This window comes from Aeromonas sp. 601027 (assembly GCF_049174455.1).
Taxonomy (GTDB): Bacteria; Pseudomonadota; Gammaproteobacteria; order Enterobacterales; family Aeromonadaceae; genus Aeromonas; species Aeromonas veronii_A.
Genome location: NZ_JAAKTN010000019.1, coordinates 17,061 through 38,976 on the forward strand (window position 1 = coordinate 17,061; position 21,916 = coordinate 38,976).

The window sequence follows — 21,916 nt, forward strand, 5'->3', positions numbered from 1 at the left end:
CATGCTACTGGATCACGCCAACCAAACTTTCGATCAGTGCATCAAATGCACCGTCTGTACCGCCTACTGCCCGGTGGCCAAGGCCAACCCCGCCTACCCCGGCCCGAAACAGGCGGGCCCGGATGGCGAGCGGCTGCGCATCAAGAGCCCCGAGCTGTTCGATAGCGCCCTCAAGCACTGCACCAACTGCAAACGCTGCGAAGTAGCCTGCCCGAGCGGAGTGCGCATCGGCGACATCATCGCCAAGGCCAAGCATCAGTACAGCGGTTTCACACCGGGGATCCGCGAGTTCGTGCTCTCCCACACCGATCTGATGGGCAGCATGTCTACCCTGATGGCGCCGGTGGTCAACTTCACCACCGGCCTCAAGCCGATGAAACTGGTGCTGGACAAGGCGCTGGGGGTCTCATCCCACCGCGATCTGCCCAAATACTCCCAGGGCACCTTCCGCGGCTGGTACAAGAAGCAAAAAGAAGCGCAGGCCCGTTATGAGCGCCAAATAGCCTATTTCCACGGCTGCTATGTCAACTACAACCACCCGCAGCTTGGCAAGGAGCTGGTACAGGTGTTCAACGCCATGAACATCGGTGTGCAGTTGCTGGAGCGGGAGAAGTGCTGTGGCGTGCCGCTCATTGCCAACGGCTTCATGGACAAGGCCAAGCAGCAGGCGGCCTTCAATATCAAGCAGATGGAGAACTCCCTGCTGGGCAACGAGATGCCGCTGCTGGCCACCTCCTCCACCTGCGGCTTTACCCTGCGCGATGAATACCCCCACCTGCTGGAGCAGGACAACCACAAGGTACGGGATCGCATCTCGCTGGTGACCCGCTTCCTGTGGAACGAGTTCTACAAGGGCAACAAACCAGCGATGAAGCCGCTCAATCTGCACATCGCCTACCACACCCCCTGCCACATGGAGAAGATGGGGGGCGTCATCTACACCCTCGAATTGCTGCGCGCCATTCCCGGGGTCAAGGTGACGGTGCTGGAGTCCCAGTGTTGTGGTATCGCCGGCACCTACGGCTTCAAGTCGGAGAACTACCAGACCAGCCAGACCATCGGCGAGGGGCTATTTGATCAAATCAACCGCCTCTCCCCCGATCTGGTGATCACCGATTGCGAGACCTGCAAATGGCAGATCGAGATGAGCACCAGCTTCCGCTGCGAGCATCCCATTCATCTGCTGGCCCGGGCTCTGGCATAAGATGAGCGTGACCATATCCGCTGGTGTAAACCCCGAAGCCGGGGTATTCGTTGGTTCACCACCATGCCTTTGGGGCTGCAACCCAAACAGTATCTGATCACGATAAGACCTGAGAGGAGCCGGCATTGCCGGCTTCTCTCATTGATGTTGCCGACCATCTCGCCCATCGGCGGAACGCCCGGCCCGTACAGACTGTAACCGACAGCCCTCTCAAAAAAAGAATATTTATTCATTTATTATTTTTATACCCATAAATAGATAATTGATATGACAGATAACCCTGCATGCCTTGCCAAATAACACAGGCATACCTCAGGTGTCGCTCCGTCCCGCCACAGAGACTCATTACACTTCCAATATTCTGACTTTCTTAATAATTTAACCGGGATCTCATTTCTGTCTGTTGGTGCTCTCGGTAATTGATCTAGCGCAAGCCCCCCTCTGATAAATCATCATTCTTTTTACCCATTTGGTAATATCCAACTCGAGCAATCGCATAAAAACATGGGTTTTATTCACTAATAACAATGAAGCGGCCTGCCTGCTCCTGCTTGGCGGGGGCGAACCAATGCCCACATCCAGGATGGAACTGTCAGGTCTGGCAATGAGATCGATTAGGGAGTGATGATCGTGAGTTCACGCAACAGACAGATCAAGCTGGGCCTCGCCGCCCTGCTGCTGACTACCAGCCTTGGCACCAGCGGCTGGGCACAGGCAGCCGATGACACGCAACCCAAAGGCAAGATCGAGGCGCGCAGCGAGCTGTTCGCCAAGGATCACGCCGATCAGTTCACCAGCTGGCAAGCCACCAGCGAAAGCAAGGAACGCACCGATGCGCTGGCGGAAGATCCCAACATGGTGGTGCTGTGGGGCGGTTACCCCTTCGCCAAGGATTACAACAAGCCACGCGGTCACTTCTATGCCCTGACCGACGTGCGGGAAACCCTGCGCACCGGCGCCCCCAAGACAGCCGAAGATGGCCCGCTGCCGATGGCCTGCTGGAGCTGCAAAGGCCCGGATGTGGCCCGCGTCATCGACGAGAAGGGTGAGGATGGCTACTTCAAGGGGATGTGGGCCAAGGGCGGGCCGGAAGTAGTCAACACCATCGGCTGCGCCGACTGCCACGACACCGCCTCGAAGGAGTTCAAGGAGGGCAAACCTGCCCTGCACCTCTCCCGTCCCTATGCCGATCGGGCCATGACCGCCATCGGCAAGCCGTTCAAGGATCAGGGGCGCTTTGATCAGCAGTCCCAGGTGTGCGGCCAGTGCCACGTGGAGTACTACTTCAGCGGCCCCACTAAGGCGGTCAAATTCCCCTGGGACAAGGGCACCACTGTGGAGCAGATGGAGGCCTATTACGATGAAATCGGCTTTGCCGACTGGACTCATGCCCTCTCCAAAACCCCCATGCTGAAAGCCCAGCACCCCGAGTACGAAACCTGGCGCGCCGGCATTCACGGCCAGAACAACGTCGCCTGCGTCGACTGCCACATGCCCAAGGTGCAGAACGAGCAGGGCAAGGTCTACACCGATCACAAGGTGGGCAACCCCTTCGATCGTTTCGAGCAGACCTGCCGCAACTGCCACACCCAGAGCAAGGAGATGCTGCAAGGGATCGTCAAGCAGCGCAAAGAGGCGGTGATCGAGACCAAGCTGAAGGTCGAGAAGCAGCTGGTACACGCCCACTTTGAAGCCAAGGCGGCCTGGGATGCCGGCGCCACCGAGGCAGAGATGAAGTATATTCTGCAGGACATCCGTCACGCCCAGTGGCGCTGGGACTACGCCATCGCCTCCCACGGGGTGCAGATGCACGCCCCCGAAGTGGCCCTCAAGGTACTTGGCAGCGCGCTGGATAAAGCCGCTGACGCCCGCACCAAGCTGGCACGCCTGTTGGCCAGCAAGGGGATCAGCCATGAGATCGCCATCCCCGACATCTCCACCAAGGAGAAAGCGCAAGCCGCCCTTGGCATGGATATGAAGCAGTTCAACAGCGACAAGGCCCAGTTCCTCAAGACCACGGTCCCCGCCTGGGATGCCGAGGCCAAAGCGGCCGGACGGCTGGCACAGTAACGGCGCCTGCGGGCCCGGCCAGACCAGGCCCGCAGCGGATGGAGGCTTCCTATGGGTGATTTAACGATGGATTTTTTACGACTGATGCTGATGGCAGCCATGCTGCTCACCAGCCTGCAGGGTCAGGCGGCCGAGTCGGCAGCAGCCCCTGTACCAGCTACACATGAGGTGGAATTTTTACGCAATCCCGACAAGGCCTGCACCGACTGTCACAAGGAGCAGAGCGAGGGAATGCACGGCAAGCATGGTCAGGCGACCAATCCCAACAACCTGGCACCTGTCACCTGCACCAACTGCCACGGTCAGCCCTCCCCTCAGCATCGGGAAGGGGTCAAGGATGTGATGCGCTTCAGCCACAGCCTGAAGGATAAAGAGAGCATCAAGCTTTATCCCATCAGCGAGCAGAATGGAGTCTGCATGAGCTGCCACGAGCCTAAAGAGCTGCGCGAGGCGCTCTGGGCCCACGACGTGCACGCCACCAAGCTCACCTGCACCAGCTGTCACCAGTTGCATCCGGCCAAGGAGCCCATGGTGGCGATCCCGGAAAAATCCCGCATCAAGCTCTGCGTCGACTGCCACAGCAAGCAGCATGAGGCCAGCAAGGCCCGGCAGGAGCAGCCCAAACCGGCTACCGGCAAGGAGGCCTCATGAGCTGCTCTCGCCGTGACTTTATGGCGGGCATGGGCGCGGGGGCCCTTATCATGATGACGGGGCCGACTCGCGCCCTTGCTACCCCCCTCGCCCACAGCCAGACCATCGACGGGATCCGCTATGGCATGATCTACGATGAGACGGCCTGCATCGGCTGCACCGCCTGCATGGATGCCTGCCGGGAGGTGAATCAGGTGCCACAAGGGGTCTCGCGCCTCGAGATCATCCGCTCAGGCCCGGTCGGTGAATATCCCGACGCCGAGTACCGCTTCTTTCGCAAGTCCTGCCAGCACTGCGACAACGCCCCCTGCGTGCATGTCTGCCCGACCGGCGCTTCCCATATCCGCAAGGAGGATGGCATCGTCGATGTCGACGCGGATCTCTGCGTCGGTTGCATGTATTGCCTCGCCGCCTGCCCCTATCAGGTACGCTTTATCAACCCTGTGACCCGAGTGGCAGACAAGTGCGACTTTTGCCGCAAGACCAACCTGGCGGCGGGCAAGGAGCCAGCGTGCGTGGAATCCTGCCCCACCAAGGCGCTGGTGTTCGGTAATCTGGATGATCCGGACAGCCCCATTGCCCAACGGCTGGTGAAAGAGACCACCTATCGCTACAAGCAGGCACTCGGCACCTCGCCCAAGATGTACCGCGTGCCCAAAGGGGAGATAACGTCATGACCATGCAAGCGGCATTTCACTTCCCCTCTCTTGTCTGGGGATTTGCCCGATCGCCATCTACTGCTGTGACAGAGGGAGGAATGGATCATGTTGCATGACGCATTTCACTTCCCTTCCCTTGTCTGGGACTGGCCCATAGCCATCTATCTCTTTCTGCTCGGCATCTCCGCGGGGGCCACCACCCTCTCGGTGCTGCTGCGCCGCAAGGGGGCAGGCAGCGAGAGTGGCATCATCAAGGCGACCGCCATTCTGGCGCCAGCGAGCGTGATATTGGGGCTGCTGATCCTTATCTTCCATCTCGCCCGCCCCTGGACCTTCTGGAAGCTGATGTTCCACTACCAGTTCGACTCAGTGATGTCGATGGGGGTCATGCTGTTTCAGCTCTATATGGCGGTGCTGTTCGCCTGGCTGGCGGTGGTGTTTCGCTCCGAGATCGAGACCCTGCGCAGCCGGTTGCTGAAAGAGAAGTTCGCTTTTGTGGATGGGCTGATTGGCTGGCTTGCCCGCATCGAGCGGCTGCTGGCGCCGCTCTTGCTGCTGCTTGCCGTGCTGCTGGGGGCCTACACCGGCTTTCTGCTCTCGGCGCTCAAGACCTATCCGCTCTTGAACAACCCGGTGCTGCCAGTGCTGTTTCTGGTCTCGGGCATCAGCTCAGGTATCGCCTCCACCATCTTGCTGGCGGTGACGCTCTTCAAGGAGAACCATCACAGCCAGGGGGTGAGCTTCGTGCATCGCTTCGAGCGGCCGGTGCTGGCGGTGGAGGTGTTGCTGCTGGTCTGCTTCTTTACCGGCCTCTACTTCGGTGGTGGCCAGAAAGAGGTGGCGATGTGGGCCGCCATCGGCAGCGGCTTCTGGGCTCAGGTGTTCTGGCTCGGGGTGGTGGGGCTCGGCATGCTGCTGCCCCAGCTGCTGGCCCTGCTGACCCCGGCGCCGCTGCGGGAGCGAAACGGCCATCTGGTGCTGGTCTGCAGCCTGACCCTGGTGGGGATCCTGCTGCTGCGCTACTTCGTGCTTTATGCCGGCCAGATGACGGTCGTGTAACGGTATACTCACCGGCGCCAGCCACCTTCGGGTGACTGGCGCTGGTTTGTTGCTGGCCCAATGAATTTCTGGTGATGCCACACCCGTTGCTTGGCAATGTTCTCCGCCAAAGGGAGACGACGCAGCGTGTGTGTCATGACATGAATGACATCAAAGATTGACTGGAGGTTATGTGCTGGCGGAGCTCGGCTATCTCTCACTGTTGCTGGCGACCGGGCTCGCCCTGATGCAAGGCACCGTGCCCTGGCTGGGGCTGCGGCTCGCCTCACGCCCGCTGCTAGGCTGCGCAACATCGCTGGCCCTCTTGGTCGCGCTCCTGCTGTTGGCCGCCCTGCTGCTGCTCGCCAGCTGTTTTGGCCTCGATGACTTTACCCTGATCTATGTGGCCCAGCACGCCAACAGCGCCCTGCCGCTGGGCTTCAAGCTGGCGGCCGTGTGGGGCGGCCATGAAGGCTCCATGCTCTTTTTCGTCTTTGCGTTGGGGCTGTGGGGCGCTCTGGTGGCGATTTGTTCAAAACGGGTCGATCCGCTGATCCGCACCCGGGTATTGGCCATTATGGGGTTGATCGTCGGGCTGTTCGGCCTATATACCCTGATATTCTCCAGCCCGTTTGACCGCCAGTTCCCGGGGCCGCTGGAGGGGCGCGATCTCAACCCCATGCTGCAGGATATCGGCCTTATCATCCACCCCCCCCTGCTCTATCTCGGCTACGTCGGTTTTGCCGTCAACTTTGCCTTCGCCATGGCGGCGCTGCATTCGGGCAGGCTCGATGGCGCCGTGGCCCACTGGAGCCGCCCCTGGGCGCTCGGCTCTTGGGTGTTTCTCACCGCCGGCATCGTGCTAGGTTCCTGGTGGGCCTATTACGAGCTCGGCTGGGGCGGCTGGTGGTTCTGGGATCCGGTGGAAAATGCCTCCCTCTTGCCCTGGCTGCTGGGCACTGCCCTGCTGCACGCTCTGATTGTCTGCGAGAAGCGCGGCGCTTACGGCCACGCCGTGCTGTTGCTCTCCATCTTCACCTTCGCCTTGAGCCTGCTCGGCACCTTCGTGGTGCGCTCCGGGGTACTCACCTCGGTGCACGCCTTTGCGGTGGATCCCAACCGGGGGCTCACCCTCTTGTTGCTGCTCGGGCTGCTGTTAACCTGCGCCCTCACCCTGTTTGCCCTGCGGGCGGACATTCGCGCACCCTATGCCCGCTTTGCCTTGCTGTCAAAGGAGGGACTGCTCGGCACCGCCATCCTGCTGCTCTGCGTGGCCTGCGCCAGCGTGCTGCTCGGCACCTTCTACCCCATGGTGTTCCAGTCGCTTCATCTAGGCTCGCTCTCGGTGGGCGCACCCTATTTCAATACCATCTTCGTGCCGCTGGCCCTCTGCTTAATGGCGCTGATGACCCAACTGCCGCGCCTGCGCTGGCAGCAGCTTGCGGCAGGTTCCCGACTCAACACTTTGTTGCCGCCACTGTTTGGGCTGCTTGGTGGCGGGCTGCTTAGCCTTGCCTATCTGGAACAGGGATCGTTTTCCGCTAGCTGGAGCGGTATCCTCGCCAATATGGTGAGCCTCTGGCTGATGGCCAGCCTGTTGCTCCCGCTCTTGCAACTGACGTCGCGGCGTGAGCTCACCCTCAATCGGTTCGGCAGCCTGCTGGCCCACCTCGGGGTGGCGGTGTGCGCCCTTGGCATCGCGCAGGTGAGTCACCACAGTCAGGAAGGGGGCACTGTGCTAAGTGCCAACCAGCCCTACCAGCTCGGCGCCTTCGAATTTCGCTATGAGGGGCGCGAGCCGGTGATCGGCCCCAACTACACCGCCGAGCGCATCACGCTCAGCGTGCATAAGGACGGTAAAGAGGTGGCGCGGCTGACGCCGGAGCGACGTCACTACAGCGTGCGCACCATGAACATGAATGAACCCGGCATCGCGTGGGGAATGCTCGGCGATCTCTACGTGGTGCTGGGTGAGAAGATGGGGCCAGATGCCTATGCCATGCGGCTGCACTACAAGCCGCTGGTGCGCTGGATCTGGCTCGGCGGCCTGTTGATGATGGCGGGCGGCACCCTGCGTCTGCTCGCCCGTCGCCCCTTGCTTGCCTCTCGTTCCGTTGCGGTTGGCACCTCCCATCAACGGCTCGAACAGGAGGCGTTATGAGATCCCGCCTGCGCCTCTTTCTTCCCCTGTTCCTTACTCTGGGGCTCGGCACTTTGCTCTGGCTCGGCCTTGGCAACAACCCCTACAGCCAGGATGAGGCAACGCTCGGACGTACCCTGCCTGCGTGGCAGAGCGACAATCTGCTGGATGGGCGTCCGATCCAGACCGCCAGCCTCAAGGGGGAGCCCTTTGTGCTTAACGTCTGGGCCAGCTGGTGCGCCAACTGCCGCGCCGAGCATCCGTTGCTCAGCCAGCTCGCGGGCACAGTGCCCCTCTACGGTCTCAACTACCGGGACAAGGGGGATGCCGCCCGCGCCTGGCTTATCCAGGCGGGCAACCCCTATCGCGCTGTGCTGGCCGACCCTGACGGCAAACTGGCCCTTGAGCTCGGCGTCTACGGCACGCCGGAAACCTATCTGTTTGATGCCGATGGTGCCCAGCTCGCCCGCCATACCGGCGAGCTTACCAAAGGGATCTGGCAACGTCAGTTTGCCCCCCTGCTCGACAAGGCGCGAGCTGATGCGCAGATAAAGGCCGCCACAACGGCACCCGCGATTGCGCCATCTATTGCGCCGTCTATTGCAACATCAGCTCGGGAGACACAGCCATGATGTGCCGTTCTCTTGCCTGCGTCTTGCTGGCCCTCGGCATGCTGCTGAGTGCAACTGCATATTCCAGCGGGGTCGATACCTATCAGTTTCGCCACCCCGAGCTGCAAAATCGGGCGCAAGAGCTGGCCCGCGCCCTGCGCTGCCCCCAGTGCCAGAACCAGAATCTGGTGGAGTCCAATTCCCCCATCGCCCGGGATCTGCGGCTAGAGGTCTACCGCTGGGTGGACGAGGGACAGAGCGATGAGCAGGTGATCGCCCGCATGACGGAGCGCTTCGGCGATTTCGTCCGCTACGATCCCCCCTTCAAGAGCAGCACGGCGCTGCTGTGGGGCGGCCCCCTGCTGCTGTTGGGGCTGGCACTGTTGACCCTGTTTCGCCGCCTGACACGCACAAAGGCGCAACCCATCCCTGCCGTTAAGGCCATCGATGAGGCCACCCCTCAACCCGCCGCCGATCCGCGTAGCGAATTGAATTTGCTGATCATGCACGGGGAGCAGGCAGGCCTCTCCCCCGACCAACCACTCTACAGGGAGCTGAGCGCCGCCCGCCTGGCCAACGCCATCCCGGCGGCTGAGCTGGCCCTGCGCGCGCAACTGGCCAGCCAGCGTGACAATCGCGGCCGCAATAACCAGCACGGGCGGGCCTTGTTGCTGCTTGGCATCATGGCCATCGCGGCCGTTGCCGCTGTGTATTTCAGCAGCGGCCGCTATCAGGCATGGCAGGATTATGCATCCCGTCCCGATCCGCTGGCGGGATTGAGTCCGCGGGATCTGCAGGACAAGGAGCTGGGGAGTCTGCATCAGAAGCTTCAGCGCAATCCTGCCGATCTCGACAGCTGGGCGGCGCTCGGTCAGCTCTATCTCTATCGGGACGAGTACGACAACGCCCTGCTCGCCTACCAGCGTCTCGCTCTGCTGGAAGGGGGAGCCAGTGCAGCGACCCAGGCCGCCCAAGCCACTGTGCTCTACTATCAGGCGGGCCAGCAGCTGACTCCCGAGGCAACCCGCCTGCTGGAGAGTGCCCTCAAGCAGGACGCGGGGGAAGTGAGCGCCCTGATGCTGCTCGCCTCCGATCACTTCCTGCATGGCCGCTACAGCCAGGCCATTGCCCTGTGGCAGCAACTGCTCGATGGCGAGCGCCCTCGCATCAACCGGGCCGCGCTGATTGAGGCGATCCAGACGGCAAGCATAATGGGCGGGTAACCCCTTGATTAAAGGAGGGTAATCGTGGTGATATGGCGCCGCGACCACGCAAGTGGCTCAGCACTCTCTTTCAATAGACAAGGATGTCTGGATGCAACTCACCCTGTTAAACGACTCGGGCAAATTCGATGGGCTCGATGACACCATTAGGCACGTTTTTGCCGAGACGGCGCACAAATTGAATGCCTTGTTCGATCTCTCCCAACTGGATGTCACCTTCAGCCCTTTTGCCGAGGGGGATGCTCCCGACTCGGGTATCGGTGGCTGGGCCATCAACATGTATCGAATAGAACTCCAGCTTGATCTGGAACGGCCCGACATCAAAGAGGTGATCATCACCGAATTGCCTGCCGTGCTGGCCCACGAAGTCCACCATATCGTGCAAAAGAAGAACAAGGTGGGAGCAGAAACACTAGCCGAAAACCTGATTTTTGAAGGGCTGGCCTGCTACTTTGAGCAGAGGTTCAATGGTGGCACACTCCCCTCGCTGTTCAAGGAGTCTCATCATCATGACTGGCAATCGCTCCTGGCAGAGATGACGCCCCATCTATCCAGCAAGCAGTTCAACTATTTAGACTTTTTCTACTGCCGTGATAACCGGCCATTTCCCAAATATGCCGGTTACTGGGTGGGGTTCAATCTGGTGGCCAACTATCTGGCCAAAAATGGCCTGAATGAAATAGAGGTCATGGGCCTACCCGCCGAGGCGTATTTCAATTAACACGCCTTCACACTGTTCATGGCTATCACAGAGCCCAACCCCGGAGAGAAGATCATGATCCCCATTCGCTGCAAGGCCGTATCCGGCGTTGCCCTTACCACTGTCGATGGCGAAACCAAATTACTGGTGATGAAACGGGTCAAGGGGGGCTTCTGGTGCCATGTGGCGGGCACGGTGGAGGCGGGTGAAACCGGCTGGCAGACCATTATTCGGGAGTTTGGCGAAGAGACGGGGATCAGGGTCACCGAGCTCTACAACGGCCAGTATCTGGAGCAGTTTTACGAGGCAAGCCTGAATACGATAGAGGTAGTGCCGGTCTTTGTGGTCTATTGCCCGCCCAATCAGGCGGTGATCCTCAACGACGAGCACACCGACTATCGCTGGTGTTCCCTGGCCGAGGCCAAGGCGCTGGTGAGTTTCCCCGGCCAGAAGGCACTCTACGACCATATCTGGCACCACTTTGTCGACAACACCCCCTCTCCCCTGATGCGGGTCGATATCCGCTGACCGCGCACAACTTCCCCCTATAGATACAACACGCCCCCGGATGGGGGCGTGTTGTATCTCAAGCCAGCCAAGCGCTTTTGTTAGCCCAAGCAGATGGCCTACGGCCGCTCGCCAGCGGCCAGACGGCGGTTGATATCGGCGATAACCGGGGCGATGTCGGCCAGGGTATCAATCACATAGTGTGCCCCCGCCGCCCGCAGTTTGGCCTCGGCCGGTGCGCGCCGGGCGGCGATCTCCGCCTCGCTCATGGCGGCAAACTCGTCCCAGGTGGCACCAAATTCGTTGCCGGAAACCGACAATCCCACCGTCCACATGCCCGCGTTAAGCCCTTCGCTGATACCCGGCACGGCGTCATCCACCTTGATGCAGCGATGCACCGCGCTCACTCCCAGCTCAATTACGTTGGCCAGCGCCATCCAGGGACCGGGGCGACCACCAGCCTTGAGATCGTCGGTGGCGACCCAGTGATCCGGGCGGTAGCCGTGATCGGCCGCAGCAGGTACCAGCGCCTCCATCACCGGACGGGGATAACCGGAGCAGGAGCCGATACGCAGCCCCTGACCCCGCAGAGCGTCCAACACCGGCAGCACACCGGGGATGGGGGCGGCAAAGCGGGTCACGGCGGCAATCTGCAGCGGCATAAAGGTGTGATAAATGTGGTCCACCTCGGCGTGGCTCATAGGATGGCCGAAGCGAGCCTGCCAGCGCGCATCCACCGAGGGCAGACGGCCAAGCGCGGCGATATGATCCCACTTGCCAAGACCCATGGGCTGGCGCGCTTCGTCCAGGGTCACTGGAAAGTCATAGGCGCGGGCGAAGGCCTCGACGAAGATGGAGGTGGGGGCGAAGGAGCCAAAATCGACGACGGTGCCGGCCCAGTCGAGGATCAGCGCCTCTACGTCGGTGATCGGAGCTACAGCAATCTGCAAGTCAGTCATGGTGATATTCCTGTTTCGGTGAAAGTGCGATCTCGCCGAGGGCGCGATCGAGAATGGTGATGGCGCGCACCAGATCGGCGCGGGCGATATTGAGCGGCGGCGAGAGCTGGATAACGTTGCCCTGGGAGACCTTGAAGCTGAGCCCCAGCTCCAGACAGCGGTAGAGCAGCCGCTCGGCGGCCTGGCTATTGCGGGTGCGACTCTGATGATCGACCACCAGATCGAGCGCCCAAAGCATACCAATACCCCGCACCTGCCCGATCAGCGGGTGACGCTCAGCCAACTTGCCGAGCTCGGCCGCCATAAAGCGGCCATCCTCCTGCGCTTTTGCCAGCAATCCCTCTTCACGGATGGTACTGATGGTAGCGAGCGCCGCCGCGCAGCCGATAGGGCTCTTCTCGTGGGTGTAGTGACCGAGCGAAATAGCTGCGGCCTGATTGAACCGGTCGCGGGTAATGAGCGCGGCAAACGGTACCACCCCGCCCCCCAACCCCTTGCCCAGACAGATGATGTCAGGCTCGATGCCAAACTCTTCAAAGCTGAACCAGTGGCCAGTGCGCCCCAGGGCATTGGGGATCTCGTCGACGATCAGCAGCACCTTGTGGCGATCGCAGATCTCGCGCACCCGCTGCCAGTAGGCCTTCGAGGGCACCTGCACATCGGTGTTACGGATGGGCTCGGCGATAAAGGCTCCTACTCCCCCCTCCTTCTCGATAACGTACTCCAGATAATCGGCATAGTGCAGGTCATCCCCTTCCCCACGATACCAGACACCGCGATAACGGGTGGGCGGCGGGATGCGCTCCACTCCGGCTATCAAGGGGCCCATGCCGGCGCGAAAACAGGCTTCACCGCCGACCGAGATGGCATCGAGGGAGGCACCGTGAAAGGCATCCCAGAGCGACACCACCTTGCTGTTGCCGGTGATGAAACGGGCGAGCTTCAGGGCAATCCCCACCACCTCGCTGCCGCCGGGGGCGAACAGCACCCGGTTGAGATCGCCGGGAGCCAGCTCGGCCAGGGTACGGGCGCAGTCGATGGCAACCTGATGGGTGTAGCGGCGGGGTGCAAACGGCAGATCGGCGAGTTGCTGCTGCACCGCGGCCACCACCCTGGGGTGACCGTGACCCAGCTGATGGACGCTGTTGCCGTGGAAATCGAGATACTGTTTGCCCGATACACTGGTCAACCAGCTCCCCTGCGCGCGCTCAAGCAGATCCAGACAGGGGGTGGAGAGCGCCTGATGGAGGAAATAGCGGCTATCCTCCGCCAATCCGGCCTGCACATCTTTGCTCTGGTCGGCCCACCAGCGCGCCCGCCCCTCGCCGAGGTTGATATCCCCTTCGCTATCGGCACGGCCGCTGCCGTGTAGCTTATGGTCATGCAAATCGCGGCCACGCAGATCACGACCCTGAGCCAGCATGCTGGTCATCGCGCGTCCCCTTGCCAGTAGCAGGCGCTGGCCATGGCGGCGAGCAGATCGCGCACCCGCTCAGGGGTCACATCGCCGATATTGCCGATACGGAAGCAGTCGGCTTGGGAGACCTTGCCCGGGTAGATGACAAAGCCCTGCGCCTTGAGCCGCTGGTAGAAGTCGGCGAAGCGGTAATCAGGATGGGTCGGTGAGTAGAAGGCGGTGATGATGGGGGATTGCCACTGCTCGGGCAGCAGCGGCGCAAAGCCAAGCGCCGCCATCCCCGCCACCAGCGTGCGCTGATTTTCGCGGTAGCGCCGATAGCGGGCGGCGATGCCCCCCTCCTCGTCCAGCTCGCGCAGGGCCTGGGCAAAGGCAAGCACGGTATGGGTGGGCGAGGTAAAGCGCCACTTGCCCCCCTGCTGCTCCATGGTCTGCCACTGGGCATGCAGGTCGAGGGAGACCGAGCGGGCGCGCCCGGCACAGGCCGCCAACGCGGCGCGGCGAGCGATGACGAAGCCAAAACCCGGCACCCCCTGAATGCACTTGTTGGCCGAGCTGATAAGAAACTCGATGCCAAGGCGTCCCATGTCGATGGGGATACCGCCAAAGCTGCTCATGGCATCGACGATCAGGCGAATGCCACGACGCTGGCAGAGCTCAGCTACCTCCTCAAGGGGGTTGAGCATGCCGGTGGTGGTCTCGCAGTGCACCATGGCCAGATGGGTGATCTCGGGGTGGCGCGCCAGCATCGCCTCGATGGCGGTGGGCTCCGGGCGGGTGGTCTCGCCGCAGTCCAGCTCGTGGTGGCGCAGGCCAAGGCAGCGGGCCATCTCCCCCATGCGGGCACCGTAGGCGCCGTTGTTGATGATCAGCAGACACTCATCGACGCCGATCGCCGAGCCCAGCACGCTCTCCACCACATAGCTGCCACTCCCCTGCAGCAGCACGGCGCTGTAGTCACTTTCATATTCCGGGCCGGTGGCGAGGCGCACCAGCTCGCGGCGGATGGGCTCCACCACCCCCTGGTTGTAGTCCGCATCCCAGGTACAGCTGTCTTGCAGCATGGCGGCGCGCACCGTGGCGGTGGTCGAGAGGGGGCCCGGGGTCAGCAGCAGGTAATCGACGGCGGCAGGGGCCGCAGGAATATGGGTCATGACTTCGCTCCTTTTGGTATATACCAGAATGAGCGCATTGTGGGTAACTGCCCCGCCAAGGTCAAAGGGGTGGCGCTACGTGCAACAAAAAATTCATTTTCAGCGCCGGGATCGCGATAATCTAGGAAGTCTGAACAGCAGGGGCGATGCTGGTATCTACCAACTTGTTTTTATTTCGTCGTTTAACGGTCGGGCTGATGACCAGCCCTGCGCCCAGCCCATTGCCCAAATCATTGCATAACTAGGGATTTTCATGAGCAAACCCCAATATCTGCAGATCAAGGATGCCCTCGCCAACCAGATCCTGGCGGGGGGGCTGGCCCCCAACGACAAGCTTCCCTCCGAGCGGCTGCTGGGGGAACTCTATGGCACCACCCGGGTTACCATCCGCGAGGCACTGGTTCAGCTGGAGGCCAACGGCCTTATCTATCGGGAGGATCGCCGCGGCTGGTTTGTCACCCCGCCGCGCTTTCGCTTGAACCCCAGACGCACCTCCAACTTTCACCAGATAGTGCGGGAGCAAGGGGGTGAGCCGCACACCGAGCTGCTGGAGAAAAGCCGCCAGGCGGTACCGCCCGCCTTGATGGCGCAGCTGCAGCTCAAGCCGTTCGACAGCCTCTTTTTGCTCAAGCGGCTGCGCTACGCCAACGGGCGCGCCATCTGCTACTGCGAAAACCACTGCCTGCCTGAGCGGGTACCCGGCCTGCTGGAGCTGGATCTCAACGGCAGTCTGACCGAGATCTACCAGGCCCATTACGATCTCCACTACGCCCGCATGCAGGTGCGCTTCTTCCCGACCGCCCTGCCGGACGAGGTGGCCAAGGCGCTGGGGGCCACCGCCGGCCTGCCTGCCCTGCGCCTCGAGCGACTCAACTTCGATCAGCACGGACGGGTGCTCGACCTCGATCTGGAGTACTGGCGCCACGACAGTCTGGAGATCGAAGTGGATACCCAGGATTAGTCACGGATAAATCAGGAACGGCAAAACGTCACGGGGCTGTCACGGTCACGTCATAAAGATCCCCTAGCCTCTCTCTCGACCAATCTGGTTTATACCAAACCAATTTAACTGGAGAAGAGGATGAAACAGGGAACCCATCTGCTGGCCGCCGCCGTGCTGGCTGCCACGACAGCCCCGGCACTGGCCGCGACCGATCTCACCGTCTACACCGCCTTCGAACCGGAGCAGCTCAACGAGCTGAAAACCGCGTTCGAACGCCAGCATCCGGATATCAACATCAAGTGGGTGCGTGACTCCACCGGCGTGGTCACCGCCCGCTTGCTGGCAGAAAAAGCGCAGCCCAAGGCGGATGTGGTATGGGGACTGGCCGCCACCAGCCTGATGCAGCTCGACCAGCAGCAGATGCTCAATGCCTATGCACCGAAAGGGCTGGAGAAGCTCGACAGCCGCTTTCGCGACAGCAAGGCCGAGCCGCACTGGATCGGTCTGGACGCCTTCTTCAGCGCCATCTGCTTCAACAAGGTAGAGGCGGAAAAACAGGGGATCCCGGCGCCCACCAGCTGGGCCGACCTCACCAAGCCCATCTACAAGGGCAAGGTGATCATGCCCAACCCCAGCTCCTCCGGCACCGGTTACCTGAGCGTTGCGGGCTGGCTGCAGACAATGGGTGAGCAGCAGGGCTGGCAATTCATGAACGGCCTGCACCAGAACATCGACCGTTACACCCACTCGGGCTCCGCCCCCTGCAAGCTGGCCGCCAGCGGTGAAACGGTGATCGGTATCTCCTTCGACTTCCCGGCTACCAGCCTCAAGGCCAAGGGTGCCCCCATCGAGGTGGTGTTCCCGAAAGAGGGTTCGGGCTGGGATATGGAAGCCGCCGCCATCATCAAGGGCACTCCCAAGCTGGAAGCCGCCAAACAGCTGCTCGACTTTGCCGCCACCGAACAGGCCAACGCCCTCTACAACAAGTCGTTCGCAGTGGTCGCCATCCCCGATGTAGCCCAACCGAGAGCGGGCTATCCGGCGGATATCAAAGGCCAGATGATCGACAACGACTTTAGCTGGGCAGCCCGCGAGCGTAACGCCATCCTGGCCCAGTGGAGCGCCAGCTTCGACGGCAAGACCGAAGCCAAACAGTAAGCGTGAAGGGCGGCGGTTTGTTCACGCCAGACACACCGCTGCCAATAAACTGCCAGTCGAAGGCCAACAGCTGTTGGCCTTCACTTTTTGGTTTTAACTTCCCGAGTTTGCATTGCCTTCAATTAGCGATGCTTAGTCCATTCGCACAGTGCCCAGCCACTTGCTGGCGACCCGATGTCATTTGACTGTCATCAAGCTGTCATCCCCCGATCACCTGACCGTCACACTTCACCCGCAAGCTGGTATATACCAAATCAGTAACGAGTCGAACCATGACCCAGCCCTATCTGGACATTCAACATCTCAACAAGCAGTTCGGTGCTTTTCAGGCCCTTAAAGGGATCTCTCTGACCATTGAGCCGGGGGAGTTTATCTGCTTTCTCGGCCCCTCCGGCTGCGGTAAAACCACCCTGCTCAGAGCCATCGCCGGGCTGGATCTGCCGGACAGCGGCGAGATCTGGCAAGGGGGGCGCAATATCTCCCGCCTGCCGCCCCAGCAGCGCGATTTTGGCATCGTGTTTCAGTCCTACGCCCTCTTCCCCAACCTGACTGTTGCCCAGAACATCGCCTTCGGCCTTGAAAATCAGGGGTTGGCACGGGATCTCATCAAGGAGCGGGTCGATCACTGGCTGGGGCTGGTGGATCTCACGGCCCAGTCCCACAAATACCCGAGCCAGATCTCCGGCGGCCAGCAGCAGCGGGTGGCACTGGCCCGGGCGCTCGCCCTCTCCCCCGGTCTGTTGCTGCTGGACGAACCGCTCAGCGCGCTGGATGCGCTGGTGCGCACCCACCTTCGCAGCGAGATCCGCGCCCTGCAGCAGCGCCTTGGCATCACCACCATCATGGTGACCCACGATCAGGAAGAGGCGCTGACCATGGCCGATCGCATCGTGGTGATGGAGAGCGGCCGCATCGTGCAGGTGGGCACCCCGCAGGAGATCTACCACCAGCCTGCCAGCCGTTTCGTGGCAAGCTTTGTCGGCACCATGAACTTCCTCGAGACCCTGGTGCTGAGCCCCAATCAGGTGCGCCTCAACGAACAACCGCTGCAACTCGCCAATCAGGCCGCGGCCGGCAGCAAATTGCAGGTGGCGATCCGCCCCGAGGCGATCACCCTGAGTGCGCCGAGCGAACCGCATCTTGGCCAACATGGCATTGAAGCAACCATCGATCAGGTGGAGTTTCTCGGCGCCGCCCAGCGTCTTATCTGCACCGCCGATACCTATCTGGGCCCGCAACAAATTTTGGTGGAGCGCCCGACCCATGAGCTGCCCCACCACGAACAAGGTGGCTGGCGCAGCGGCATGCGCAGCTCGCTGCACTGGCCCGCCGGGGCGATGCAGCTGTTTGAGGGAGAGCGCCCATGACAGCCCCCCTTGCGACCTCCTCCCTGTTGCCGCCAGCGACAGCCCGCCAAGAAGGCCGCTGGCAGCGGCTCTGTCGCGGCTGGAGCCGGGATCAGCTGCTGCAACTGATCCTGCTTGCGCTCGGCATCGCCCTGCTCACCGGCGGTCTGCTGCTGCCGCTGCTCACCATGTTGCAAAAGAGCCTGCAAGATGAGAACGGCATCTGGGTGGGCCTTGCCAACTTCAGCGCCTACTCCGACTCCCCTCATCTGGGGCGCACCATAGGCAACACCCTCTGGCTCGGGGTGCTGATCACCGCGCTGGTGGTGACCATCGCCTTTGGCTATGCCTATGCCCTCACCCGCACCTGCATGCCGGGCAAGCCCCTGTTTCGCCTCATCGGTTTAATCCCGCTCCTGATGCCCTCCCTGTTGCCCGCCATCAGTCTGGTCTACTGGTTTGGCAATCAGGGGATCGCCAAGGGGCTGCTCGGCGGCGAGAGCATCTACGGCCCCATCGGCATCGTCATCGGTCTTGGCTTCTGGTGCTTCCCCCACGCCCTGATGATCCTTATCACGGCGCTCGGTCAGAGCGATGCCCGCCTCTATGAAGCCTCCCGGGTGCTGGGCAGCAGCGGCTGGCGTACCTTTGTCACCGTCACCCTGCCCACCGCCCGTTATGGCCTGCTCAGCGCCGCCATCGCCGTCTTCACTCTCACCATCTGCGACTTCGGGGTGGCCAAGGTGATTGGCGGCCAGTACAGCGTGCTGGCCACCGATATCTACCGGCAGGTGATCGGAATGCAGAACTTCTCCCTCGGCGCAGTGGCCAGCGTCACCCTGCTGCTGCCGGCACTGTTGAGCTTTGCCCTGGAGCACAGAGTGCGCAGCAAGATGCAGGAGCAGAGCAGCACCAAGGCGGTGCCCTATCAGCCCAAACCCCATCGGCTGCGGGATCTGCTGGCACTCGGCTGGTGCACGCTCTGGGCCCTGCTGTTTCTGGCACTGGTGGGGATGGCCGTTTACGGCTCCCTGGTGCAGTTCTGGCCCTACAACCTCGCTCTGACGCTCGATCACTACGCCTTTGACAGCAACAGCGTCTACGGCTGGCAGCCCTTTACCAACACCTTGCAGCTGGGCCTCTATAGCGCGCTTATCGGTACCGTGCTGGTGATGGTGCTGGCCTGGGCGCAGGAGAAGGGGCGCCACTTCGCGCCGCTGCGCCAGTTGTTGCATCTGCTTGCCATGCTGTCGCTGGCGGTGCCCGGCATGGTGCTGGGGCTGGGTTACATCTTCTTTTTCAACGGCAATCCGCTCTTTGGCAGCCTCTATGGCACTCTGCCGCTGATGGTGCTCTCCTGCGTCATCCACTACTACACCGTGGGTCATATGACGGCGCTGACCAGCCTCAAGCAGTTGCCCAAGGAGCTGGAGCTGGTGGCCATCTCATTGCGCATTCCGCTCTGGAAGGCGTTCTGGCGAGTCACCCTGCCCGCCTCCCTGCCCGCGCTGCTGGAGATCTTTATCTATCTGTTCGTCAACGCCATGACTACCACCTCGGCGGTGATCTTCCTCTATTCGAGCGACAGCGTGCTCGCCTCCATCGCCGTGCTCAACATGGAGGATTCCGGCGATACCGCCGCGGCTGCCGCCATGGCCACCCTGATCCTGCTGGCCGCCGCCACCGTCAAGCTGCTCCAGCTCTTTTTGAGCCGCGCCCTGCTGGATCGCACCCAGCGCTGGCGCCACCAATAACCTTATCGAGGAGTCATCATGTCCACTCTCCCCTTCTGGCTGGCCGAAGCGCTCGCCGCCGAACAACCCGCACCGCCCACGCCCCTAGTCGGCCACCACGAGGCCGATGTCTGCATCGTCGGTGGCGGCTTTACCGGGCTGTGGAGCGCCATCGCCCTTAAACAGGCCGAGCCCCACCTGCACGTCATAGTGCTGGAGAAAGATCGCTGCGGCAGCGGTGCCTCCGGGCGCAACGGCGGCTGCCTGCTCACCTGGTCGGCCAAATACCTGACGTTAAAGCGCCTGTTTGGCGAGCAGCAGGCCGCCTGGCTGGTACAAAGATCCGAGCAGGCGGTGCACGAGATCGCCCGCTTCTGCGAAACGTACAGCATAGAAGCAGAGCTGAGGGTCGAGGGCACCTGCTACACCGCCACCAGCGAGGCCCAGCGCGGCCTGATGGAGCCGGTATTGCAGGAACTCAAACGCGCAGACCTTAACCAGTGGCAAGTGATTGAAGAGGATAAACTGGCGAGCCAGAGCGGCTCCCACGTTCATCTGGAGGGGCTCTACAGCCCCCACGCGGGTTCGGTGCAACCGGCACTGCTGGTGCGCGGCCTGCTGCGGGTGGCGCGGGAACTGGGGGTCGAGGTCTATGAGCACTCCCCCATGCAGCGCCTTGAGGCGGGTCAGCCTGCACGGGTACAGACACCGCAGGGTGAGGTGCGTGCCAGCAAGGTGGTGCTGGCCCTCAACAGCGCCATGGTGCAGCACTTTCGCGAGTTTCGCCGCAGTATCGTGCTGGTCTCCTCCGATATGGTGATAACCGACCCCGCGCCGGATGCACTGGCCGCCCAGCAGCTTGCGCACGGCCGCTCCGTGGTGGATGGCCGCACCTTTGTCCACTACTACCGCTCGACCCCGCAAGGGCGGCTGATGCTGGGCAAGGGGGGCAACACCTTCGCCTTTGCCAACCGCCATCTGGCCGAGTTTGATGCACCGAGCCGTTATCTTGCCCCCCTCACCCACACCCTGCGCCGCTTCTTTCCGGCGCTCAAAGAGGTGCCCATCGCCGCCAGCTGGTGCGGCGCCTCCGACCGCTCGGTAGATGGCCTCCCCTTCTTCGGCCACTGGCGAGGGCAGCCCAATATCGTCTATGGCCTCGGCTACTCCGGCAACGGAGTGGCACAAAGCTGGATTGGCGGCCAGATCCTGGCGGCCCTAGTGAGAGACGAGGTGCGGGAGGAGGACAAGCCGTGGCGCGACTGCGCGCTGGTAAGTGGCCCGCGCGGCTATTTTCCGCCCGAGCCATTCCGCTGGCTGGGCGCCATGGCGGTACGCAATGCCATCAGGCGCAAGGAGCGTGCGGAAGATGAAAACCGCCCGGTGGCCTGGTATGACAAACAGCTGGCCAAACTTGCCGATGCGGCGGGCAAGGCGGATAAATAATCGCGCTGACATCGCTCTTGCACGGTTCAGCCACGTCTGGCTACAACAAGCAAAGCGCCGACCCGCACACCTTGCGGCGCCTGTTATGGCGCCGCCTTTGCCTGCACTTCCGTGCCCATAAGCAGGGCTGGCCTTGCCTGCCACACCCGTGCCGGGTCGGACTCGGCAATAGCGGCAGCGATCAGCTGCTCGCTCCAGCGACGATGCAGCAACCACATCCTCTGGCCCGCCTCCCCATCACCACGGGTGCACTGCTTGGTCACATCGGCGGTGCGATAGAAGTAGCGCACCAGACTCGTGAGCTCGGCCTCCGGCCAGCGGCAGCCAAAGTCGCGCAGCAGGGATGACCAGAAGTCAATCTGGCGCCGCTCGTGCTCCTGCTCGACCACGTGCAGTTCGGGGATGAGATCCATGGCGTGCCACAAGGCACCATAGCCGACAAAGCGACGATCAAGCTCTTCAAGCGCCAGATCCAGCAGCACCAGCACGTGCGGCCAACTGGTCGCCTGGGTTCGGATCTGCTCTTGCGCCTCACAGATAGCTGCCAGCCACCCCATAGCGAGACGGCAAATGATCGCCTCCTTGTTGGGATAGAGGTGGTAGAGCGATTTGATCCCGACACCGGCCCGATCAGCAATGGCATTGGTGTTGAGGGCGGCAAAACCTCGCTCCTGCAGCAACAGCAGGGTGGCCTGTTCAATGCGACTCGCCACCTCCTGACTGCGCTGCTGCCGGGGCTGACGCCGCATATGCAGGGCGGCAGGCACTCGTTGTTCTGACATCTTCTCTCCTTCGAACCACTGAGGTCCCCTCTTTGCCCGGGTCACGACCGGTAGTGGCTCATTGACATCCATGAGACAAGGTAAACAAAAAGTTAAATAAATGCAGTAATTACTGGATTTTTTCAGAATAGCTGCAATAAACATATCTGCTCAGATCTGCAGTAATTACTGCATT

At 61.8% G+C, this 21,916-nt stretch carries 19 protein-coding genes; 15 read left to right on the forward strand and 4 right to left on the reverse strand.

Going from position 1 to position 21,916, the window contains the following annotated elements; genetic code table 11:
• The first annotated feature begins 1 nt into the window (after position 1).
• From glpC to G5193_RS20310, 10 genes are all read left to right on the forward strand, one after another.
• Positions 2-1,204, forward strand: a complete 1,203-nt coding sequence (glpC, locus tag G5193_RS20265; RefSeq protein WP_421207108.1) for an anaerobic glycerol-3-phosphate dehydrogenase subunit GlpC — start codon at positions 2-4, stop codon at positions 1,202-1,204.
• Positions 1,205-1,828: 624 nt separating this feature from the next.
• On the forward strand, positions 1,829-3,274 hold the full coding sequence (gene nrfA, locus G5193_RS20270) for an ammonia-forming nitrite reductase cytochrome c552 subunit (protein WP_421207110.1): 1,446 nt from the start codon (positions 1,829-1,831) through the stop codon (positions 3,272-3,274).
• A gap of 51 nt (positions 3,275-3,325) precedes the next feature.
• Positions 3,326-3,925: a cytochrome c nitrite reductase pentaheme subunit gene (gene nrfB / locus G5193_RS20275; protein ID WP_144713442.1), complete on the forward strand. Its 600-nt coding sequence runs from the start codon at positions 3,326-3,328 to the stop codon at positions 3,923-3,925.
• Positions 3,922-4,602, forward strand: coding sequence for a cytochrome c nitrite reductase Fe-S protein (nrfC, locus tag G5193_RS20280; protein WP_421207112.1), 681 nt, complete (start codon positions 3,922-3,924; stop codon positions 4,600-4,602). Before nrfB ends, nrfC begins: the two co-directional genes overlap by 4 nt.
• Positions 4,603-4,689: 87 nt before the next feature.
• Positions 4,690-5,643 carry a cytochrome c nitrite reductase subunit NrfD gene (gene nrfD, locus G5193_RS20285; RefSeq protein WP_421207114.1) on the forward strand — a complete coding sequence of 318 codons (954 nt, stop codon included), beginning with the start codon at positions 4,690-4,692 and terminating at the stop codon, positions 5,641-5,643.
• Between the two features lie 172 nt (positions 5,644-5,815).
• The gene (gene nrfE / locus G5193_RS20290; protein ID WP_421207165.1) at positions 5,816-7,783 is read left to right on the forward strand and encodes a heme lyase NrfEFG subunit NrfE; all 1,968 of its coding nucleotides are present in this window, start codon (positions 5,816-5,818) and stop codon (positions 7,781-7,783) included.
• Positions 7,780-8,394, forward strand: a complete 615-nt coding sequence (locus G5193_RS20295; RefSeq protein ID WP_158112490.1) for a DsbE family thiol:disulfide interchange protein — start codon at positions 7,780-7,782, stop codon at positions 8,392-8,394. The genes nrfE and G5193_RS20295 overlap by 4 nt, the downstream gene beginning before the upstream one ends.
• Positions 8,391-9,596, forward strand: coding sequence for a heme lyase NrfEFG subunit NrfF (nrfF, locus tag G5193_RS20300; protein ID WP_421207116.1), 1,206 nt, complete (start codon positions 8,391-8,393; stop codon positions 9,594-9,596). The genes G5193_RS20295 and nrfF overlap by 4 nt, the downstream gene beginning before the upstream one ends.
• A gap of 91 nt (positions 9,597-9,687) precedes the next feature.
• Entirely contained in the window at positions 9,688-10,317 is a 630-nt protein-coding gene (locus G5193_RS20305; protein ID WP_421207118.1) for a DUF2268 domain-containing putative Zn-dependent protease, read from the forward strand.
• A 54-nt stretch (positions 10,318-10,371) separates the two neighbouring features.
• Positions 10,372-10,824 carry an NUDIX hydrolase gene (locus G5193_RS20310; protein WP_139463306.1) on the forward strand — a complete coding sequence of 151 codons (453 nt, stop codon included), beginning with the start codon at positions 10,372-10,374 and terminating at the stop codon, positions 10,822-10,824.
• 98 nt (positions 10,825-10,922) lie between these two features.
• Here the strand turns inward: G5193_RS20310 and phnX are convergent, their stop codons facing one another.
• From phnX to phnW, 3 genes are read right to left on the reverse strand one after another with little or no spacing between them, the layout of a single operon-like run.
• Complete coding sequence (gene phnX / locus G5193_RS20315) at positions 10,923-11,762, reverse strand: phosphonoacetaldehyde hydrolase (protein WP_421207120.1); 840 nt, start codon at positions 11,760-11,762, stop codon at positions 10,923-10,925.
• The gene (locus G5193_RS20320) at positions 11,755-13,194 is read right to left on the reverse strand and encodes an aspartate aminotransferase family protein (protein ID WP_421207122.1); all 1,440 of its coding nucleotides are present in this window, start codon (positions 13,192-13,194) and stop codon (positions 11,755-11,757) included. The genes phnX and G5193_RS20320 overlap by 8 nt, the downstream gene beginning before the upstream one ends.
• A complete protein-coding gene (gene phnW, locus G5193_RS20325) occupies positions 13,191-14,333 on the reverse strand; it encodes a 2-aminoethylphosphonate--pyruvate transaminase (RefSeq protein ID WP_421207124.1) in 1,143 nt (380 codons plus the stop codon). Before phnW ends, G5193_RS20320 begins: the two co-directional genes overlap by 4 nt.
• Before the next feature lie 253 nt (positions 14,334-14,586).
• Between phnW and phnR the strand changes: the two genes are divergently transcribed.
• From phnR to G5193_RS20350, 5 genes are all read left to right on the forward strand, one after another.
• A complete protein-coding gene (gene phnR, locus G5193_RS20330) occupies positions 14,587-15,294 on the forward strand; it encodes a phosphonate utilization transcriptional regulator PhnR (RefSeq protein ID WP_421207126.1) in 708 nt (235 codons plus the stop codon).
• A gap of 120 nt (positions 15,295-15,414) precedes the next feature.
• Positions 15,415-16,434 carry a putative 2-aminoethylphosphonate ABC transporter substrate-binding protein gene (locus G5193_RS20335; protein WP_421207127.1) on the forward strand — a complete coding sequence of 340 codons (1,020 nt, stop codon included), beginning with the start codon at positions 15,415-15,417 and terminating at the stop codon, positions 16,432-16,434.
• Positions 16,435-16,706: 272 nt separating this feature from the next.
• On the forward strand, positions 16,707-17,801 hold the full coding sequence (locus G5193_RS20340) for a putative 2-aminoethylphosphonate ABC transporter ATP-binding protein (RefSeq protein ID WP_421207129.1): 1,095 nt from the start codon (positions 16,707-16,709) through the stop codon (positions 17,799-17,801).
• Complete coding sequence (locus G5193_RS20345; RefSeq protein ID WP_421207131.1) at positions 17,798-19,534, forward strand: putative 2-aminoethylphosphonate ABC transporter permease subunit; 1,737 nt, start codon at positions 17,798-17,800, stop codon at positions 19,532-19,534. The genes G5193_RS20340 and G5193_RS20345 overlap by 4 nt, the downstream gene beginning before the upstream one ends.
• An 18-nt stretch (positions 19,535-19,552) precedes the next feature.
• Positions 19,553-20,959, forward strand: a complete 1,407-nt coding sequence (locus G5193_RS20350) for an FAD-dependent oxidoreductase (protein ID WP_421207132.1) — start codon at positions 19,553-19,555, stop codon at positions 20,957-20,959.
• A gap of 83 nt (positions 20,960-21,042) precedes the next feature.
• On the opposite strand, the gene G5193_RS20355 is transcribed toward G5193_RS20350, so the two are convergent.
• Positions 21,043-21,741, reverse strand: a complete 699-nt coding sequence (locus tag G5193_RS20355; RefSeq protein WP_266134848.1) for a TetR/AcrR family transcriptional regulator — start codon at positions 21,739-21,741, stop codon at positions 21,043-21,045.
• Positions 21,742-21,916 lie beyond the last annotated feature (175 nt).

Coding starts and splice junctions, on each gene's coding strand:
- G5193_RS20295 (WP_158112490.1), top strand. CDS start 7,780: ATGAGATCCCGCCTGCGCCTCTTTCTTCCCCTGTTCCTTACTCTGGGG.
- G5193_RS20310 (WP_139463306.1), top strand. CDS start 10,372: ATGATCCCCATTCGCTGCAAGGCCGTATCCGGCGTTGCCCTTACCACT.
- G5193_RS20340 (WP_421207129.1), top strand. CDS start 16,707: ATGACCCAGCCCTATCTGGACATTCAACATCTCAACAAGCAGTTCGGT.
- G5193_RS20305 (WP_421207118.1), top strand. CDS start 9,688: ATGCAACTCACCCTGTTAAACGACTCGGGCAAATTCGATGGGCTCGAT.
- phnR (WP_421207126.1), top strand. CDS start 14,587: ATGAGCAAACCCCAATATCTGCAGATCAAGGATGCCCTCGCCAACCAG.
- phnX (WP_421207120.1), bottom strand. CDS start 11,762: ATGACTGACTTGCAGATTGCTGTAGCTCCGATCACCGACGTAGAGGCG.
- G5193_RS20320 (WP_421207122.1), bottom strand. CDS start 13,194: ATGACCAGCATGCTGGCTCAGGGTCGTGATCTGCGTGGCCGCGATTTG.
- G5193_RS20355 (WP_266134848.1), bottom strand. CDS start 21,741: ATGTCAGAACAACGAGTGCCTGCCGCCCTGCATATGCGGCGTCAGCCC.
- G5193_RS20345 (WP_421207131.1), top strand. CDS start 17,798: ATGACAGCCCCCCTTGCGACCTCCTCCCTGTTGCCGCCAGCGACAGCC.
- nrfA (WP_421207110.1), top strand. CDS start 1,829: ATGATCGTGAGTTCACGCAACAGACAGATCAAGCTGGGCCTCGCCGCC.
- G5193_RS20335 (WP_421207127.1), top strand. CDS start 15,415: ATGAAACAGGGAACCCATCTGCTGGCCGCCGCCGTGCTGGCTGCCACG.
- nrfD (WP_421207114.1), top strand. CDS start 4,690: ATGTTGCATGACGCATTTCACTTCCCTTCCCTTGTCTGGGACTGGCCC.
- nrfF (WP_421207116.1), top strand. CDS start 8,391: ATGATGTGCCGTTCTCTTGCCTGCGTCTTGCTGGCCCTCGGCATGCTG.
- nrfC (WP_421207112.1), top strand. CDS start 3,922: ATGAGCTGCTCTCGCCGTGACTTTATGGCGGGCATGGGCGCGGGGGCC.
- glpC (WP_421207108.1), top strand. CDS start 2: ATGCTACTGGATCACGCCAACCAAACTTTCGATCAGTGCATCAAATGC.
- nrfB (WP_144713442.1), top strand. CDS start 3,326: ATGGGTGATTTAACGATGGATTTTTTACGACTGATGCTGATGGCAGCC.
- phnW (WP_421207124.1), bottom strand. CDS start 14,333: ATGACCCATATTCCTGCGGCCCCTGCCGCCGTCGATTACCTGCTGCTG.
- G5193_RS20350 (WP_421207132.1), top strand. CDS start 19,553: ATGTCCACTCTCCCCTTCTGGCTGGCCGAAGCGCTCGCCGCCGAACAA.